The organism is Cellulomonas humilata (assembly GCF_013359775.1).
Classification (GTDB): Bacteria; Actinomycetota; Actinomycetes; order Actinomycetales; family Cellulomonadaceae; genus Cellulomonas; species Cellulomonas humilata.
In genome coordinates this window covers 158,963-174,086 of record NZ_JABMCI010000060.1, presented here as the reverse complement: position 1 = coordinate 174,086, position 15,124 = coordinate 158,963, and the positions used below count along the sequence as shown (strand labels likewise).

The 15,124-nt window shown below is 72.8% G+C and carries 13 protein-coding genes; 4 read left to right on the top strand and 9 right to left on the bottom strand.

All coding sequences use genetic code 11. The annotated features are described in order from the left end of the window. Positions 1 to 63: 63 nt before the first annotated feature. Positions 64 to 1,044, top strand: a complete 981-nt coding sequence (locus HP550_RS08410; protein ID WP_175347191.1) for a zinc-binding dehydrogenase — start codon at positions 64 to 66, stop codon at positions 1,042 to 1,044. Here HP550_RS08410 and HP550_RS08405 read toward each other — a convergent pair. After that, the gene (locus HP550_RS08405) at positions 1,041 to 2,270 is read right to left on the bottom strand and encodes an AGE family epimerase/isomerase (RefSeq protein ID WP_175347189.1); all 1,230 of its coding nucleotides are present in this window, start codon (positions 2,268 to 2,270) and stop codon (positions 1,041 to 1,043) included. The genes HP550_RS08410 and HP550_RS08405 overlap by 4 nt on opposite strands. Positions 2,271 to 2,343: 73 nt before the next feature. Here HP550_RS08405 and HP550_RS08400 point away from each other — a divergent pair, with 73 nt between their 5' ends. Continuing rightward, positions 2,344 to 2,880: a bacterial proteasome activator family protein gene (locus HP550_RS08400; RefSeq protein WP_343048056.1), complete on the top strand. Its 537-nt coding sequence runs from the start codon at positions 2,344 to 2,346 to the stop codon at positions 2,878 to 2,880. A gap of 7 nt (positions 2,881 to 2,887) precedes the next feature. On the opposite strand, the gene HP550_RS08395 is transcribed toward HP550_RS08400, so the two are convergent. The 6 genes from HP550_RS08395 to serS all read right to left on the bottom strand — a co-directional run bounded on the left by HP550_RS08395 (position 2,888) and on the right by serS (position 9,480). Then, positions 2,888 to 3,751, bottom strand: coding sequence for an EamA family transporter (locus tag HP550_RS08395; protein ID WP_175347185.1), 864 nt, complete (start codon positions 3,749 to 3,751; stop codon positions 2,888 to 2,890). 15 nt (positions 3,752 to 3,766) lie between these two features. After that, positions 3,767 to 4,720, bottom strand: a complete 954-nt coding sequence (locus HP550_RS08390) for a carbohydrate ABC transporter permease (RefSeq protein WP_175347184.1) — start codon at positions 4,718 to 4,720, stop codon at positions 3,767 to 3,769. Next, the gene (locus HP550_RS08385) at positions 4,717 to 5,706 is read right to left on the bottom strand and encodes a carbohydrate ABC transporter permease (RefSeq protein WP_175347182.1); all 990 of its coding nucleotides are present in this window, start codon (positions 5,704 to 5,706) and stop codon (positions 4,717 to 4,719) included. Before HP550_RS08385 ends, HP550_RS08390 begins: the two co-directional genes overlap by 4 nt. Positions 5,707 to 5,815: 109 nt before the next feature. Then, on the bottom strand, positions 5,816 to 7,198 hold the full coding sequence (locus HP550_RS08380; protein ID WP_175347179.1) for an ABC transporter substrate-binding protein: 1,383 nt from the start codon (positions 7,196 to 7,198) through the stop codon (positions 5,816 to 5,818). Between the two features lie 222 nt (positions 7,199 to 7,420). Continuing rightward, complete coding sequence (locus tag HP550_RS08375) at positions 7,421 to 8,218, bottom strand: HAD family hydrolase (RefSeq protein ID WP_175347177.1); 798 nt, start codon at positions 8,216 to 8,218, stop codon at positions 7,421 to 7,423. Then, positions 8,215 to 9,480: a serine--tRNA ligase gene (gene serS / locus HP550_RS08370; RefSeq protein ID WP_175347175.1), complete on the bottom strand. Its 1,266-nt coding sequence runs from the start codon at positions 9,478 to 9,480 to the stop codon at positions 8,215 to 8,217. Before serS ends, HP550_RS08375 begins: the two co-directional genes overlap by 4 nt. A gap of 184 nt (positions 9,481 to 9,664) precedes the next feature. Between serS and HP550_RS08365 the strand changes: the two genes are divergently transcribed. After that, a complete protein-coding gene (locus tag HP550_RS08365) occupies positions 9,665 to 10,810 on the top strand; it encodes a diacylglycerol/lipid kinase family protein (RefSeq protein ID WP_175347173.1) in 1,146 nt (381 codons plus the stop codon). Between the two features lie 3 nt (positions 10,811 to 10,813). Here the strand turns inward: HP550_RS08365 and pheA are convergent, their stop codons facing one another. Beyond that, the gene (gene pheA / locus HP550_RS08360) at positions 10,814 to 11,773 is read right to left on the bottom strand and encodes a prephenate dehydratase (protein WP_175347171.1); all 960 of its coding nucleotides are present in this window, start codon (positions 11,771 to 11,773) and stop codon (positions 10,814 to 10,816) included. A gap of 90 nt (positions 11,774 to 11,863) precedes the next feature. Here pheA and HP550_RS08355 point away from each other — a divergent pair, with 90 nt between their 5' ends. Beyond that, positions 11,864 to 14,176, top strand: a complete 2,313-nt coding sequence (locus HP550_RS08355; protein WP_343048054.1) for a hypothetical protein — start codon at positions 11,864 to 11,866, stop codon at positions 14,174 to 14,176. Here HP550_RS08355 and HP550_RS08350 read toward each other — a convergent pair. After that, the gene (locus tag HP550_RS08350) at positions 14,173 to 15,093 is read right to left on the bottom strand and encodes a glycosyltransferase family 2 protein (RefSeq protein ID WP_425484431.1); all 921 of its coding nucleotides are present in this window, start codon (positions 15,091 to 15,093) and stop codon (positions 14,173 to 14,175) included. The genes HP550_RS08355 and HP550_RS08350 overlap by 4 nt on opposite strands. Positions 15,094 to 15,124: the final 31 nt, after the last annotated feature.

Sequence of the window (15,124 nt, the reverse complement as noted above, 5' to 3'; positions counted from 1 at the left end):
GTGGTGGCCTGCAGCTGGCCTGCAGCTGGACTGCCCGGTGGCCTGCGGGGATACCGTACGGACGTGCGTGCGGTCGTGATCACGAAGCCGGGCGAACCGGACGTCCTCGCCGTCGAGGACGTGCCGGACCCCGTCCCGGCTCCCGGAGAGCTGCTCGTCGAGGTCGCAGCGGCGGGCGTCAACAGGGCCGACCTGCTCCAGCGCGCCGGCCACTACCCCCCGCCCCCCGGGGCGCCCGCGTGGCCGGGGCTCGAGGTCGCCGGCACCGTCGTCGGGCGCGGATCCGGCCTGGGGGACGGTGACCTCCAGGTGGGCGACCGGGTCGCGGCGCTGCTCGCCGGGGGCGGGTACGCCGAGCTGGTCACGGTTCCGGCCGCGCTGGCGCTCCGGGTCCCGGAGGGGCTCTCCCTCGTCGACGCGGCCGCCCTGCCCGAGGCGCTCGCCACCGTGTGGTCGAACCTGCGGGCGGCACGCCTGTCCCCCGGGGAGAACCTGCTGGTCCGCGGCGGGTCCGGCGGGGTCGGGTCGGTGGCGGTCCAGCTGGCCCACGTGCTGGGCACCCGCGTGATCGCGACGGCCGGCGGCCCGCAGCGCACGGCCCGCGTCCGCGACCTCGGCGCGGACGTGGCGCTCGACCACCGTGAGCCGGACCTCGTCGCGCGCGTGCTGGACGCGACGGACGGGCACGGCGTCGACGTGGTGCTCGACGTCCTGGGCGCGGGCGGCCTCGCCGACAACCTGGCGATGCTCGCCGACGACGGGCGCCTCGTCGTGATCGGGATGCAGCAGGGGCGCCGCGGGGAGCTGGACCTGGCGGTGCTCCTGGCCAAGCGCGCCAGCATCCTGGGCACGACCCTGCGCTCGCGTCCGCACCACCAGAAGGTCGCGATCATGGACGGGGTCCGCCGGCACGCGTGGCCGTTCGTCGCGGACGGGTCGGTTCTGCCGGTCGTGCACACCTGCCTGCCGTTCGACCGGGCCGCGGACGCGCACCGGATGCTGGAGTCGGGCGAGGCCTTCGGCAAGGTGCTGCTGATCCCCTAGTCGAGGAGGCCTGCGGCCAGGGCCGGGACGATCACCGGGGTCAGGGGCAGGCGCGGGATCAGCGTCGCCTGGACCGCGTGGTAGAGGTCCGCCTTGCCTGCCCAGACGGTCCGCGACACCTGGTTGTCGGTGCCGAGCTCGTGCCACCACGACCCGCCGACCCGGTCCAGGTGGTGCGCGCCGATGTACTCCCACCACTGCGTGTAGGCGTCGTCGAACCGCTGCTCACCGGTGGCGGCGTGCAGCGCCGCGGCGGCGGCCACTCCCTCGGCGGCCACCCAGTGCATCCGCTCGCGCACCACGGGCGCGCCGGACCAGTCGACCGTGTAGACGAACCCGGGGGCCCCGTCGACGTCCCAGCCCTCGCGCACGGCGGCGTCGAAGAGCGCGATCGCGTCCAGGAGCATCCAGGCGGGCGCGACGTCCCCCCGGGCGGTGACCGCGGCGCGCGCGTGCAGGGTCAGCCGGGCCCACTCGAGCCAGTGGCCGATGGTGGCGCCGTACGGCCGGAACGGGTGCGCCGGGGTGTCCACGTTGTACTCGAGGTCCGGCACCCACGCGGCGTCGAAGTGCTCGGGGATGCGCCACTGGTTGCCGGCCGCGAACCCGTGCACCACGCGCTCGACGATCCGCAGGGCACGGTCCAGCCAGATCCGCTGCCCGGTGACGTCGGCCGCCGCGAGGTAGGCCTCCACCGTGTGCATGTTCGCGTTGACGCCGCGGTAGCCGTCGAGCGCGGCGAACGCGCGGTCCCACTGCTCGACGACCATGCCGGCGTCGTCGTCCCAGAACCGCTGCTCGGAGACGGCGAGCGCCTCGTCGAGCAGGGCGCGCGCACCCGGACGGCCCGCGGCGGTCGCGCTGGACGTGGCGAGCACGACGAACGCGTGCGGGTACGCGGCCTTGTCGGTGTCCCGCGGGGTCCCGTCGCGCTCGACCTCGGCGAACCAGCCGCCGTGCTCGTCGTCGTGGAACGCGCCGGCCAGCGCGGCCAGCCCGTGGTCCACCAGCGCGGCCGAGCCGGGGCGGCCCAGCAGGTGCCCGATCGCGTAGACGTGCGTCATCCGGCACGCGATCCAGAGCTCGAGCGGGCCGTCGACCGCGGCGCCGGCCTCGTCCTGGCGGGCGAACCCGCCGGGGACCACCGAGGCCCGTCCGAAGTCCAGGAGCCGGTCGGTCTCGTCCTCGAGCCAGCGGGCATGGGCGGGTGCGGTGAGCCAGGCCATGGCGGACACCCTAGCGAGCAGGATCCCTCGCCCGATCGCTGCGCCCGGGCCCGGAGTCGGTGAGAATGCCCTGGTGACCGACAACGACACCCAGGACGCACCGACCGACGACGAGCCGCGCGTGGTGGTGATCGACCCCGCCGAGGGCGACGACGACGAGCCCGAGGACATTGTCTCCCTCGTCGGCCAGCCGGCGAAGGTCATGCGCATCGGCACGATGATCAAGCAGCTCCTGGACGAGGTGCGCAGCGCCCCGCTCGACGACGCCGCCCGCGCCCGCCTGGCCGAGATCCACGAGCGGTCCCTGCACGAGCTGGAGGAGGGCCTCTCCCCGGAGCTCGTGGCGGAGCTGCACCGGATCACCCTGCCGTTCGTCGAGGACCAGGCACCCTCGGACGCCGAGCTCCGGATCGCGCAGGCGCAGCTGGTGGGGTGGCTCGAGGGCCTCTTCCACGGCATCCAGACCGCCCTGGTGGCCCAGCAGGTGGCCGCCCAGAACCAGCTCACCGGCATGCGGCGGCAGCTGCCGTCCGGTCCGGTGCCGAGCGGCCTGGAGACCCCGGCGACCGACGCCAGCGGCCGGAACCCCTCCACGGGCCAGTACCTGTAGCAGGACGTCAGGCCGGCGGGGGCGCCTCCTCCGTCGGCGGCTCCTCGCGGTCGAGCCCGGTGAGCACGATCGCGCCCGAGACCAGCAGCAGGCCGACCACCTCGAGCCCGTGCGGCACCTGCTGGAGCATCACGGCCCCGATCACCGCGGCCGTCGCCGGGAGCATCGCCAGCAGCACCGCGAACGTGGCGGCCCGCACCCGCCGCAGCACCACCTGCTCGAGCGCGTACGGGATCACCGACGAGCACACCGCGATCCCGACGACGAGCGCCGCCAGCTGCGGGTCGCGCAGCACCGGTCCCGCGCCCCAGGCGAGGAACGGCGCGAGCACCACCGCACCCGCCGCCATCGCCACCGACAGGCCGGTGATCCCACCGGTCGCCGCCCGGGCCACCCGCCTGCCGAGCAGGATGTACGCCGCCCAGCAGGTGGCCGCCACGCCGATCGCCACGAGCCCGATCACCGCGTCCGGCCCGGTGTCCAGGCTCACCCCGGCGAGCAGGACGACGCCGACCGCGGCGATCGCGATGCCCACCCGGTCCCGCCAGCCGCGTCCGGTGAGGGCCGCGACCGCCACGGGACCGAGGAACTCGATCGAGACCGCCGTGCCGAGCGGCAGGTGGTCGATGGCGATGTAGAACGCCACGTTCATGACGCCCAGGACCACGCCGAACACCACCGCGGTGCGCAGGTCCTGCCGGGTGAACCGCGACCGCCACGGCCGTCGCCACAGGAGCAGCACGACGGCGGCGACCGCGATGCGCAGCCACGCGACGGTCGCCGCGGCGACCGTGCCGAAGATGCCGACCGCGAGTGCCGCGCCGAGGTACTGCGTCAGCCCCGAGAGGATGAAGAGCAGGGGCGCGGGCACGTCCTCAGGCTAGGGCTACCCCTTGACCGACCCCGCCAGCAGGCCGCGCACGAAGTACCGCTGCAACGACAGGAACACGATCAGCGGCACGACGAGGGCGATGAACGCGCCCGCCGACAGCAGCTGCCACTGCGACCCGCGCGTCCCGCTCAGCTCCGCCAGGCGCACGGTCAGCGGTGCCACGTCGGTGGTCCCGCCGGCGAACGTCAGCGCGACCAGCAGGTCGTTCCACACCCAGAGGAACTGGAAGATCGCGAAGGACGCGATCGCGGGCGTGAGCAGCGGCATGAGCACCTGGAAGAAGATCTTCACGTGCCCGGCGCCGTCCATCCGCGCGGCCTCGACCAGCGACGGCGGGATGTCCTTCATGAAGTTGTGCAGGATGTAGATGGCCAGGGGCAGCGCGAAGATCGAGTGCGACAGCCAGATCACCCAGAACGACCCGGCGATCCCCCAGTCCACGTACTGCGAGAGCAGCGGGATCAGCGTGACCTGGATGGGCACCACCTGGAGCGCGAACACCGCGACGAACAGGATGTTGCGGCCCTTGAAGTCGATCCACGCGAACGCGTAGGCCGCCAGCAGCGCCAGCGCGATCGGGATGATCACCGCCGGCAGGGTGATGACGATCGAGTTCACGAAGTAGGTGGCCAGGCTGGTCGACGAGCCGAACAGGGCCTCCTGGTAGTTCTCCAGCGTGAGCTCGAAGTTCCACGGCAGGGTCCACCAGCCGGACGTCCGGATCTCCGAGCGCGGCCGGAAGGACGTGATCAGCAGGCCGAACGTGGGCACCGTCCAGACGATCGCGATGAGGATGGCGATCAGCGACGTCCACGGGGAGCTGAGCTTGCCCTTGACGGCGGCGGCGCGCGCGTCGGCGCGGGACATCTTCGTGGACTTGCGGGTGGTGTCCACCTCCTCCGGCTCGACCAGCGAGGCGGGAGGCAGCGGGGCGGAGGCGGCGGTCATCGGATCTCCTCCGAGAGGCGGAGCTGCCGGACGTTGTAGACGATGATCGGGATCACCAGCACGAAGAGGATGACCGCGAGCGCGGCGCCCAGTCCGGCCTGCTGCGCGCGGAAGCTCTGCGTGTAGAACTCGTAGGCCACGACCGAGGTGTTGAAGTTGCCGCCGGTCATGGTCCGGACGATGTCGAAGACCTTGAGCGTGCCCATGGCGATCGTCGTGATCACGACCACCAGCGCGGGACGGATGCTCGGCACGGTGATGAACCGGAACATGCCGACCCCGTGCAGCCCGTCGAGCCGGGCCGCCTCGGTGATGTCGTCGGGGATCGCCTTGATGGCGGCCGACAGGACCGTCATCGCAAAGCCGGCCTGGATCCAGATCATCACCGCGATGAGGAAGAACGTGTTCCACGGTTGGTTGAGCAGGAACTGGTACGGCTCCAGCCCCAGCCACACCAGGATCTGGTTGGCCAGGCCGATCTGCTGGATGTTGCCCTGGTTCGGCTTGTACTCGTAGACGAACTTCCAGATGATGCTGGCGCCCACGAGCGAGATCGACATGGGCAGGAAGATCAGGGTCTTGGCCAGCGACTCGTAGCGCGTGCGGTCCACGAGCACGGCGTAGATCAGCCCGATCGCCGTCGCGAGGATCGGCACCAGGACCACCCACAGCATCGTGTTGCGGAGCACGGTCTGGAACTGGTCCTGCGTGAACGCGGTGACGTAGTTGTCGAGGCCGACGAAGTTCTTGCTCTTCGCGTCGTACAGCGACAGCTTGATCGTGTTGAGCCCGGGGTACACCAGGCCGAAGACCACGAAGATCAGGGTGGGGCCGAGGAAACCGGCGACGACCACCCAGATCGGGACCCTCTTGAGCTTGTCGATCCCGAAGAGGATCGCACCCATGATTCCGACGAACAGCAGGATCGCGACGAACATCAACGCGAACTTGTGTCCCACGGAGTCCGCTTCGATGAACCAGTCCATTCCTCACCCTTTCCCTCATCGTCGAGGTGGCGCCTTCCGGGACGATACGCCCAGAACGCCGAGGTGGGAGCCGCCGAGCCGACGACTCCCACCCCGTTCCGTCAGCCGGTCAGGACGAAGCCGGCCAGGCCGCCTCGATGTTGTCGAGGGTCTCGGCGTCGGACTGGTCCTCCGCGATCCACGCGGTCATCTGCTTCCAGAACGCGTCGGCGCCGACGGCACCGGGCATCTGGTCGGAGCCGTCGAACCGGAAGGTGTAGCTGTCGTCGGTCAGCAGGTCGAACGACAGCTTGTCGATCGGCGACTGGAGCAGCTCCGGGTCGAGGCCGCTGTTGGCGCTCAGCCAGCCCTGGCCGGTGGCCGCGGCCTTGGCGTTGGCCCACTCCGGGCTGGACAGGTACGCCTGGAACGCCTGGACCTCGGGACGGTCCGCGAAGGCCGTCACGAACTCGCCACCGCCGAGCAGCGGCTTGTCGTCGGCCGACTCACCGGGCAGGTAGAACGCGTAGACGTCGCCGTCCTCGGCGACCGTGAGGCCCTCGTCCCAGTTGGCCTGGTAGAAGTTGGCCGCGCGGTGCAGGAAGCACGTCTGGTCCGGGATGCCGTTCGCCGACTCGTTCCACGGGGCCGTGGCGATGGACTGGACGTCGCCCAGGCCGCCGTTCACGTAGTCCGCGTTCTTCAGGATGCCGCCGACGGCCTCGAGGGCGGTCAGGACCTGCGGGTCGTTGAAGGGGATCTCGTGGGTGACCCACTGGTCGTAGACCTCGGGGCCGGCCGTGCGCAGCAGCACGTCCTCTAGCCAGTCGGTGGCCGGCCAGCCGGTGGCGTCACCGGACTCGATGCCCGCGCACCACGGCTTGGCGTCGGGGAAGTCCGCCGCGATCGTGTCGGTGAGGGCGAGGAGGTCGTCCCACGTGGTGGGGATCTCGTAGCCGTTCTCCTCGAACGCGGCCGGCGAGTACCAGACGAACGACTTCACGTTGGCGCCCAGCGGCGTCGCGTAGAGCGTGCCGTCGACCGTGCCGTAGTTGACCCAGCCCTCGGTGTAGTACTCGTTGGCGTTGTCGATGACGGCCTGCGGGGCCGCGACGACGACGTCGGGGTAGTCGGCGACGATCGACGCGAGGAAGCCGGGCTGCGGGATGTACGCGATGTCCGGCGGGTTGCCGGCCTGCAGACGGACGGGCAGCTGCGCCTCGAACTCGCGCGACCCCTCGTACTCGATGGTCGCGCCCGTGCACTCCTCGAAGGGGATGTACGAGTCGGTCTGCTGGACCGACTCCGGGTCGACGATCGACGTGTACACGCTGATCGACTTGCCCTCGAGGTCGCCGTACTGCTCGAACGCCGCACAGTCGGTCGAGCTCGAGGCGTCGTCGCCCCCACCGCCGCCGTCGTCGTCGCTCGAGCACGCCGTGAGAACCAGCGCGAGACTTGCCCCCGCCGCTGCCGCTGCCACGTAGCTGCGGCGCCTGCGTGTGCCGTTCATGAGACCTCCACGTCGTCATGCTCCGGTGTGGTGCCGGCGGTTCCCCGGCACCCTTGCAAGCGATGCAAGCCTTTACGCAAAGCAGACGCAACCGTTGGGACCGGGCAATACGGTCACGATTGAGTCACAGGTCGACCTCGACGCAGGTGGACAACGGAAATCGTGGGGAAACACCCTCGGAGCGCACGAGATCGTCAGCAGCGTGGACGGTCCACGGCGACGTCAGACGAGCAGGCTGCGCAGGACGGCGAGCGCGCCGTCGTCGTCGATGGTGCCCGTGACCTCGTCGGCCGCGGCCCGGACCGCCTCGGGCGCGTGGCCCATGGCGACCCCGCGCGCAGCCCACCGGAGCATCTGCACGTCGTTGCCGCCGTCACCGATCGCGACGGTGGCGTGCGGCTGCACCCCGAGGTGCTGGCGGACCTCCTCGAGCGCGCTCGCCTTCGACACGCCGCCGGGCGTCAGGTCCAGCCACGCGGACCAGCCCACGGCGTACTCGACCTCGTGCAGGCCCACGCGCTCGACCAGCTCGTGGAACTCCTGCGGCGTGCTCTGCGGGCTGCGGATGACCACGCGGGTGGCCGGCGTCGCGGTCAGCTCCTCGAACGAGACCACCTCGAGGTCCCCCGACAGCTCGCCGTCGGGGAAGTCGGCGGACACGCGGAAGCCCAGGCCGAGGTCCTCGACCGCGTACAGGGCGTCGGGGAGCTCCAGCACGATCGTGCGCAGCGCGGGGCCGGGGTCGAACGTGACCACCCGGACGATCTCGTAGCCGTTCTCGGCCTCGGGGTCGAGGCGCGCGGTGACGGCCCCGTTCGAGCAGACGACCCAGCCCTCCGTCAGCCCGAGCTCCCGGGCCACGGGCGCCGCGGAGTGCACGCCGCGGCCGGTCGCCAGCACCACCTGCAGGCCGGCGTCGCGCACCTGGAGGACCGCCTCGCGCACGGCGTCGGAGATCGTGCCGTCGTAGGACATGAGCGTCCCGTCGACGTCGAGGGCCACGAGGCGGCAGCGGGTCATCGCACCGGCTCCAGCACCTCGAGGCCGCCCAGGTACGGACGCAGCCCCTCCGGGACGCGCACCGAGCCGTCGGCCTGCTGGTGGTTCTCCAGGAGCGCGACGATCCACCGGGTGGTCGCCAGGGTGCCGTTGAGCGTGGCCACCGGGCGCATCGAGCCGTCCGCCGTGCGCTCGCGGATGCCGAGGCGGCGGGCCTGGAACGTGGTGCAGTTCGACGTGGACGTGAGCTCGAGGTACCGCTGCTGGCTGGGCAGCCAGGCCTCGCAGTCGAACTTGCGGGAGGCGCTGGAGCCCAGGTCCCCGGCGGCCGTGTCGATCACGCGGTACGGCAGCTCGGCGAGGGCCAGCATCTCCTCCTCCCAGCCGAGGATGCGGCGGTGCTCGTCGGCGGCGTCCTCGACGGTCGTGTACGTGAACGCCTCGACCTTGTGGAACTGGTGGACGCGGATGATCCCGCGGGTGTCCTTGCCGTACGAGCCGGCCTCGCGCCGGTAGCACGCCGACCAGCCGGCGTACCGCTTGGGGCCGGCCGACAGGTCGAGGATCTCGCCCATGTGGTAGCCCGCGAGCGCGACCTCGCTGGTGCCCACCAGGTACAGGTCGTCGGCCGGCAGGTGGTAGATCTCGTCCGCGTGCGCGCCGAGGAAACCCGTGCCGGCCATGACCTCGGGCTTGACGAGCGTCGGCGTGATGACAGGCGTGAACCCCGCGCTCAGGGCCTTGTCCACGGCCGCGTTGAGCAGGGCCAGCTCCAGGCGCGCACCGATGCCGGTGAGGTAGTAGAAGCGCGCGCCGGACACCTTGGCGCCGCGCTCGGTGTCGATGGCCGCGAGGCCCTCGCCCAGCTCGAGATGGTCCTTGACGGGGAAGTCGAAGTCGCGCGTCTCCCCGACGTACTTGAGCACCACGTAGTCGTCCTCGCCGCCCGCGGGCACGCCCTCCTCGACGACGTTCGAGATCCGGCGGCTCAGCTCGGTGGCGCGCGTCTCGGCGGCGTCGGCGTCGGACTGCAGCCCCTTGACCTGCTCGGCCAGGTGCTTGGCGCGGGCCAGCAGGGCGTGCTTCTCCTCGCCCTGCGCCTGCGCCACCAGCTTGCCCAGGGACTTCTGCTCGGCCCGGAGCGTCTCGAACTCGGTCAGTGCGGAGCGCCGGCGCGCGTCGGCGTCGAGCACCTCGTCGACCAGGTGGGGGTCGTCGCCGCGCGCCACCTGGCTGGCGCGGACTAGGTCGGGATCCTCCCGCAGGAGCCGCAGATCGATCACCCAAGAACCCTACAGACCCGCACCGGACACCTCGCACCGGCTCCGCGCCGCGGCATCGCAGCCCCGAGTTCGTGAGTTGGCTCCGACTTCGTGAGCTGTATCTACCGAACTCGACGGGAACTCACGAACTCGGCGGCCAGCGGGGCTCGGGGGTCCCGGGTCGCGAGCCCCGTAGATTCTGCCCATGACGTGGGAGGCGTGGGTGGCCGTGTGTGCGGCCGTGGCCGCGGTCGCCGCGCTCCTGCTGGTCCTCGTCCTGTGGCTGCGGCAGCGCGAGCTGCGGCGGCGGATCGAGTCGCCGCGGTCCGGGACGAGCGAGCGGGCGCTCCGGCTGGCGCGGGACGTCGACGAGACGGGGCAGCAGGTCGCGTTCGTCGCCAACCCCTCCAAGCAGGACGTCCCGGCGCTGCGGGCAGCGGTGCTGCGGGCGTGCGCCGAGCAGGGGCTGCCCGTGCCGCTCTGGTTCGAGACGACGATCGCGGACCCCGGGGTCGGCCAGACCCGCAAGGCCGTCGCGGAGGGTGCGGACGTCGTGGTCGCGATGGGCGGGGACGGCACGGTGCGGGCGGTGGCCGAGGGCCTGGTGGGCACCGGGGTGCCCATGGGACTCATGCCGCTGGGCACCGGGAACCTGCTGGCCCGGAACCTGGACCTGCCCCTGAGCGACCCGCTCGCGGCCATGCTGGTCGCCCTCGAGGGCCGCGACCGCACGATCGACGTCGGCTGGCTGCGGGTGCACCGGTGGGAGGGGGAGGACGAGGATGCCGACGATCCCGCGGAGGACGTCGACCTCCCGCGGGACCACATCTTCCTGGTGATCGCGGGCCTCGGGTTCGACGCCGCGATGGTGGCCGACACCGACGAGCACCTCAAGGCGCGGGTCGGCTGGATCGCCTACTTCGTCTCGGGCATGCGGCACCTGCACGGCCGACGCACACGCGTGCACGTCCGGCTCGACGACCAGCCGATGACGTCCACCCGGCTGCGCAGCCTGCTCATCGGCAACTGCGGCAAGCTGCCCGGCGGGATCACGCTGCTGCCCGACGCGCTGGTGGACGACGGGTGGCTGGACGTCGCGGCGATCGACACGCGGGGCGGGATCGCCGGCTGGGCGCAGCTGTTCGGTGAGGTGGTGCTCCAGGGCGCGGGCGTGCGCAACGACCTGCCTGCCAAGATCGGCCGCATCGACCACACCCGCGCGCAGGAAGTCCGCGTGGTGGTGCAGGGCGGCGAGCACGTGCAGGTGGACGGCGACATCGTGGGCCGGGTGACCGAGCTGTCCGCGCGGGTGGACCACGCCGCCCTGGTGGTGCGGGTGGCCGCGACCTGAACGTCAGGTCGCGGTACCGCCCCTGACCTGCTGCAACCACGCGCGCGCGCCGACGAAGTCGGTGTCCGCGGTGCCCACGTGCACGGTCGGCTCGACGGCGTCGGCCCGCGGGTAGGAGCCGAGGAACCGCACGAACGGGCAGCGGCGGTGCAGGCCCATGACGGCCTCACCGACGCGCTCGTCGGTGATGTGCCCCTCGGCGTCGAGGGAGAACGAGTAGCGGCCGAGCGCGTCGCCGATGGGCCGCGACTCGATCCGGGACAGGTTCACGCCCCGGACCGCGAACTGCTCCAGCATGGCGAGCAGCGCGCCCGCCTCGTTGTCGGGCAGGTGCACGACGAGCGTCGTCTTGTCGGCGCCGGTGGCCGGCGGGACGTCGCCGGGGTGGCCCACCACCACGAACCGGGTCTGCGCGGAGACGTTGTCGGCGACGTTCTCGGCCAGCGGGACCAGGCCGTAGGACTCCACGGCGGCGGGCGGGACGAGGGCGGCGTCGAAGCCGAGCGCTGCGTCGGTGCCGGACCGTCCGGCGGCGATGAGCGCCGCAGGGGCCGTGTTCGACGTCGCCGGCACGTGCACCACGGACGGCAGGTGGTGGGCGAGCCAGCGCCGGCACTGCACCCACGCGTGCGGGTGGGCGGAGATGCGTCGCACGTCCTGGAGCCGCACCCCGGGCGCGGCGGCCAGCGTGAACTGCACCGGCACGAGCATCTCGCGCAGGATCACCAGGGGGTCGCCCGCGGCCAGGCTGTCCAGCGTGGCGGTGACCCCACCCTCGACCGTGCTCTCGATGGCCACCACGGCGAAGTCGGCGTCGCCCGTGCGGACGGCGTCGATGGCGGAGGCCACGTCGGCCACGGGGAGGTCGACGCACTCCCCGACGGCAGCGACCTGGCGGAGCGCGGCCTCGGTGAACGTGCCGGCCGGACCCAGGTAGGCGTACCGCGGTAGGCCCTCGGACATGGCGTCCCTCCCGTGCAGATGATGTGCACGCTGCACGGATACCCCGCAGCGCCGCCGGGGTCGAGGGTAGTGCGCCCGTACCCTGGAACGGTGCTGACCCCTGCCCACCCGCGCGCGTCCCGGCTCCGCGGCGTGGTGCTCGTCCTGCTGCTCGGCGTGGCGGGGATGCTGCTGGCGACGCCGGCGCAGGCGGCGGACGACCCCGCTCCCCCGCCGCCGGTGCTTCTCGTCGGCGTCACCGGGGTGCGCTGGGACGACGTCACCACGCTCACCACTCCCGCGCTGTGGAGCCTGTCCCGCGAGGGTGCGATCGGCCTGGTCGCCGCCCGGAGCGTCGCGTCCCGGTCCTGCCCCGCCGACGGCTGGCTGGCGGTCTCCACCGGCACCCGCGCCGCGGACGTGCGGGCCGACGACGGCACGTGCCGCACCCTGCGCGACCCGGGCGAGAGCGGCCAGGTGCCCGGCTGGGACGACTACGTGGCCGCGGCCGACGCCGAGTCGTACGGGGCCACCCCCGGGCTGTTCGGCGACATGCTGGCCGACGCCGGCTCCGCGGTCACCGGCATCGGACCGGGGGCGTCGATCGCGCTGGCCGACACGGACGGGATCCCCGTCGGCGCCCACCAGGTCCTCCCGACGAGCACCCTCGGGATCACCCGGGCGGTGCGCGACGCCCTCGACGCCTCGCAGCTGGTGGTCGTCGACGCCGGCTCGCTGCGCGACCCCGGGTACGCGACGACCGCGCGACCCAGCACGCCGCAGCCCACCGAGACCGCGCCCGGGGACGTGCTCGAGGAGCCGTCGCCCCCCGAGGTCTCGACGCCCGACGCGATCCTCGAGCCCTCGCGGGCGCTCCAGGCGCAGGCCATCGACGCCCGGATCGGCGCCGCGATCGCCGGCGCCCAGCGCTCCGGCGCGACCGTGCTGGTGGTGTCGCTCGCGGACTCCGGACGCACCGCGCTCCAGCTGGCCGCCGCCACCGGGCTCGCGCCGAACGGCGAGCAGTACGCCGACAGCCTGCTGACCTCCGGCTCCACCCGGCAGGCGGGCGTGATCCAGACCGTCGACGTGACACCGACCCTGCTGGACGGGATCGGGCTGGACAACAGCGCCGCGGCCCTGAGCGGCGCCGAGATCCTGCCCGGCCCGCCGACCTCCGCCGCGACCGCCCGCGTCGCGCACCTCCTCGACGTGCAGCGCCACGCCACCATGGTCACGCGGGTCAGCGGGGCGTACTCGACACGTCTGGTGCTCATCCAGGCCGTCCTGTTCATCGCCGCCGCGATCATCCTCACCCGCACCGGCCGCTCCGACCGCGCACCGCTGCGTCCCGCCCTGCGCGTGCTGAAGGTGGGCGCGCTGGCCCTCGCCGCCGCGCCGGTCGCGTCGTTCCTCACCAACACGGTCCCCTGGTGGCGCTCGGACATGCCGGTCACCACGTTCTGGTGGGTGCTGCTGGGCTGGATCGCGGTCATCACCGTCGTCGCACTGGTGGGTCCGTGGCGGCGCAACCTGCTCGGTCCGGCGGGGCTGGTGGCGGGGGTGACGGTCGCGGTGCTCGTCGTGGACGCCTGCACGGGCTCGACGCTCGTGATCGACTCCCCGATGGGCGCCCACCGGGTCCTGGCCGCGCGGTTCTACGGGATGAGCAACCAGGCGTTCGCCCTGCTGACGGCCGCCGGCCTGCTGCTCGCCGTCGCGATCGCGGACCCTCTCCTGCGGCGCGGACGACGCGCGCTCGCGACCGCGGTGGTCGCCGCTCTCGGTCTGATCCTCGTGGTCGTCGACGGCGCCCCGGGCCTGGGCAGCGACTTCGGTGGCCCGCCCGCCCTGATCCTCGCGTTCGCGATGCTGACCATCGTGGTGAGCGGGCGCAAGGTCAGCTGGAAGTGGATCGGGCTGATCGCGCTGGTCGGCGTCGTGGTGGTCGGTGGGTTCGCGGTCCTCGACTGGATGCGGCCGGCGGCCGACCGCACGCACCTCGGCCGGTTCTTCGCCACCGTGCTCGACGGCGGCCTGTGGGACGTCGTCGGCCGCAAGATCGCCGTGAACCTGCGGGTGCTGACGTCCTGGCGCTACCTGGTGACCGCCATCGGCGGAGTCGCGCTCACCTGGCTCGTCGTCGTCGGCGGCCGGCCGCGGCGCGGCGAGCTGATGGGCACCGGCAGCCCCCTGGCCGGCCTGACCCGCGCGGTCCCCCTGCTCCGGCCGGCGTTCGCGGCGATCGCGGCGGCCCTGACGGTCGGGTTCCTCATGAACGACTCCGGCATCGTCGTCCCCGCCACGGGGATCGCGGTCGCCGTGCCGTGCCTGGTCGCCGCGGCCGCGCAGTGGCGGCTGGGGGAACCGGACGGGGAGCTGTCCCCCGCCGAGCCGGCGAAGGAACCTGCGCGCGCGGACTAGCGGTGCGTCTGCGGCGGCTTCTGCGCGGGGGTCACGGTGCGCTTCACGGCCCCGGCGGCGCGACGCACTCGGCGCGCGTTGACCGCCAGCTGCACGTCGCGGTACTGCGCGGCACGGTGGAGCTGGCCCCGCAGGTCGGTGCCGGACGGCCGGTGCCGCAGGTCGCAGGGGACCTCGACGACGCGGAACCCGCGGCGCAGCAGGTCGATGGTCATGCCGGTCTCCACCCCCCACCCGTGGGCCAGCGGGGTGGCCGCCTCGAACGCGGCGCGGGTCAGGCAGCGCATGCCCGACAGCGGCTGGGTCGGGGTCCAGCCCGTCATCGACACGATCGCGCGGCGGGCCGCACCGACGACGATCCCGCGGCCACCGGCACCCGGCTGCGGCGGGATCAGCGCGATGGACAGGTCCGCGTGCCCCTCGAACACCGGAGGCACCAGCGGGGCGGTGTTGACCGCGGTCTCGCCCAGGTCGCCGTCGATGAACAGCAGGATGCGGGGCTGGCGGTCCGGGGCGTCGCGCATGGCGACGACGGCGGCTCCGGTCTCCATGGCCGCGGCCTTGCCGCGGTTGTGCGAGTGCCGGACCACCACCGCACCGGCCTCGCGGGCCACGTGCTGGGTGTCGTCCTCCGAGCCGTCGTCGACCACGAGCACCAGGTCGACGTGCGGGATCGCGCGCGCCGAGCGCACGGTGGCCGCGATGCGCCGGGACTCGTCCTTGGCGGGGATGATCACGGCCACGCGCTGGCGGGCCTTGTGCGCGGCCGCCTTCCGCTCGTCGACGGCCGCCTTGCGCGCTGCCGCAGGTGAGGTCGGGGGCGAGACCGTCGTCGCGTCGACCACCCCGTCGACGGCTGGGGTCGCAGGAGCCGTCGTCGCCTGGTCGTCGGCGGCCTTGCCGCCCGTGCGCGTCACGTCCGCCACCCTATCTATCCGAGCGGCCCGC

Excerpts from the sequence above, each read along its gene's own strand:
- HP550_RS08405 (WP_175347189.1), bottom strand. The coding sequence starts at position 2,270 with ATGGCCTGGCTCACCGCACCCGCCCATGCCCGCTGGCTCGAGGACGAG.
- HP550_RS08390 (WP_175347184.1), bottom strand. The coding sequence starts at position 4,720 with ATGACCGCCGCCTCCGCCCCGCTGCCTCCCGCCTCGCTGGTCGAGCCG.
- HP550_RS08385 (WP_175347182.1), bottom strand. The coding sequence starts at position 5,706 with ATGGACTGGTTCATCGAAGCGGACTCCGTGGGACACAAGTTCGCGTTG.
- HP550_RS08380 (WP_175347179.1), bottom strand. The coding sequence starts at position 7,198 with ATGAACGGCACACGCAGGCGCCGCAGCTACGTGGCAGCGGCAGCGGCG.
- HP550_RS08375 (WP_175347177.1), bottom strand. The coding sequence starts at position 8,218 with ATGACCCGCTGCCGCCTCGTGGCCCTCGACGTCGACGGGACGCTCATG.
- HP550_RS08365 (WP_175347173.1), top strand. The coding sequence starts at position 9,665 with ATGACGTGGGAGGCGTGGGTGGCCGTGTGTGCGGCCGTGGCCGCGGTC.
- pheA (WP_175347171.1), bottom strand. The coding sequence starts at position 11,773 with ATGTCCGAGGGCCTACCGCGGTACGCCTACCTGGGTCCGGCCGGCACG.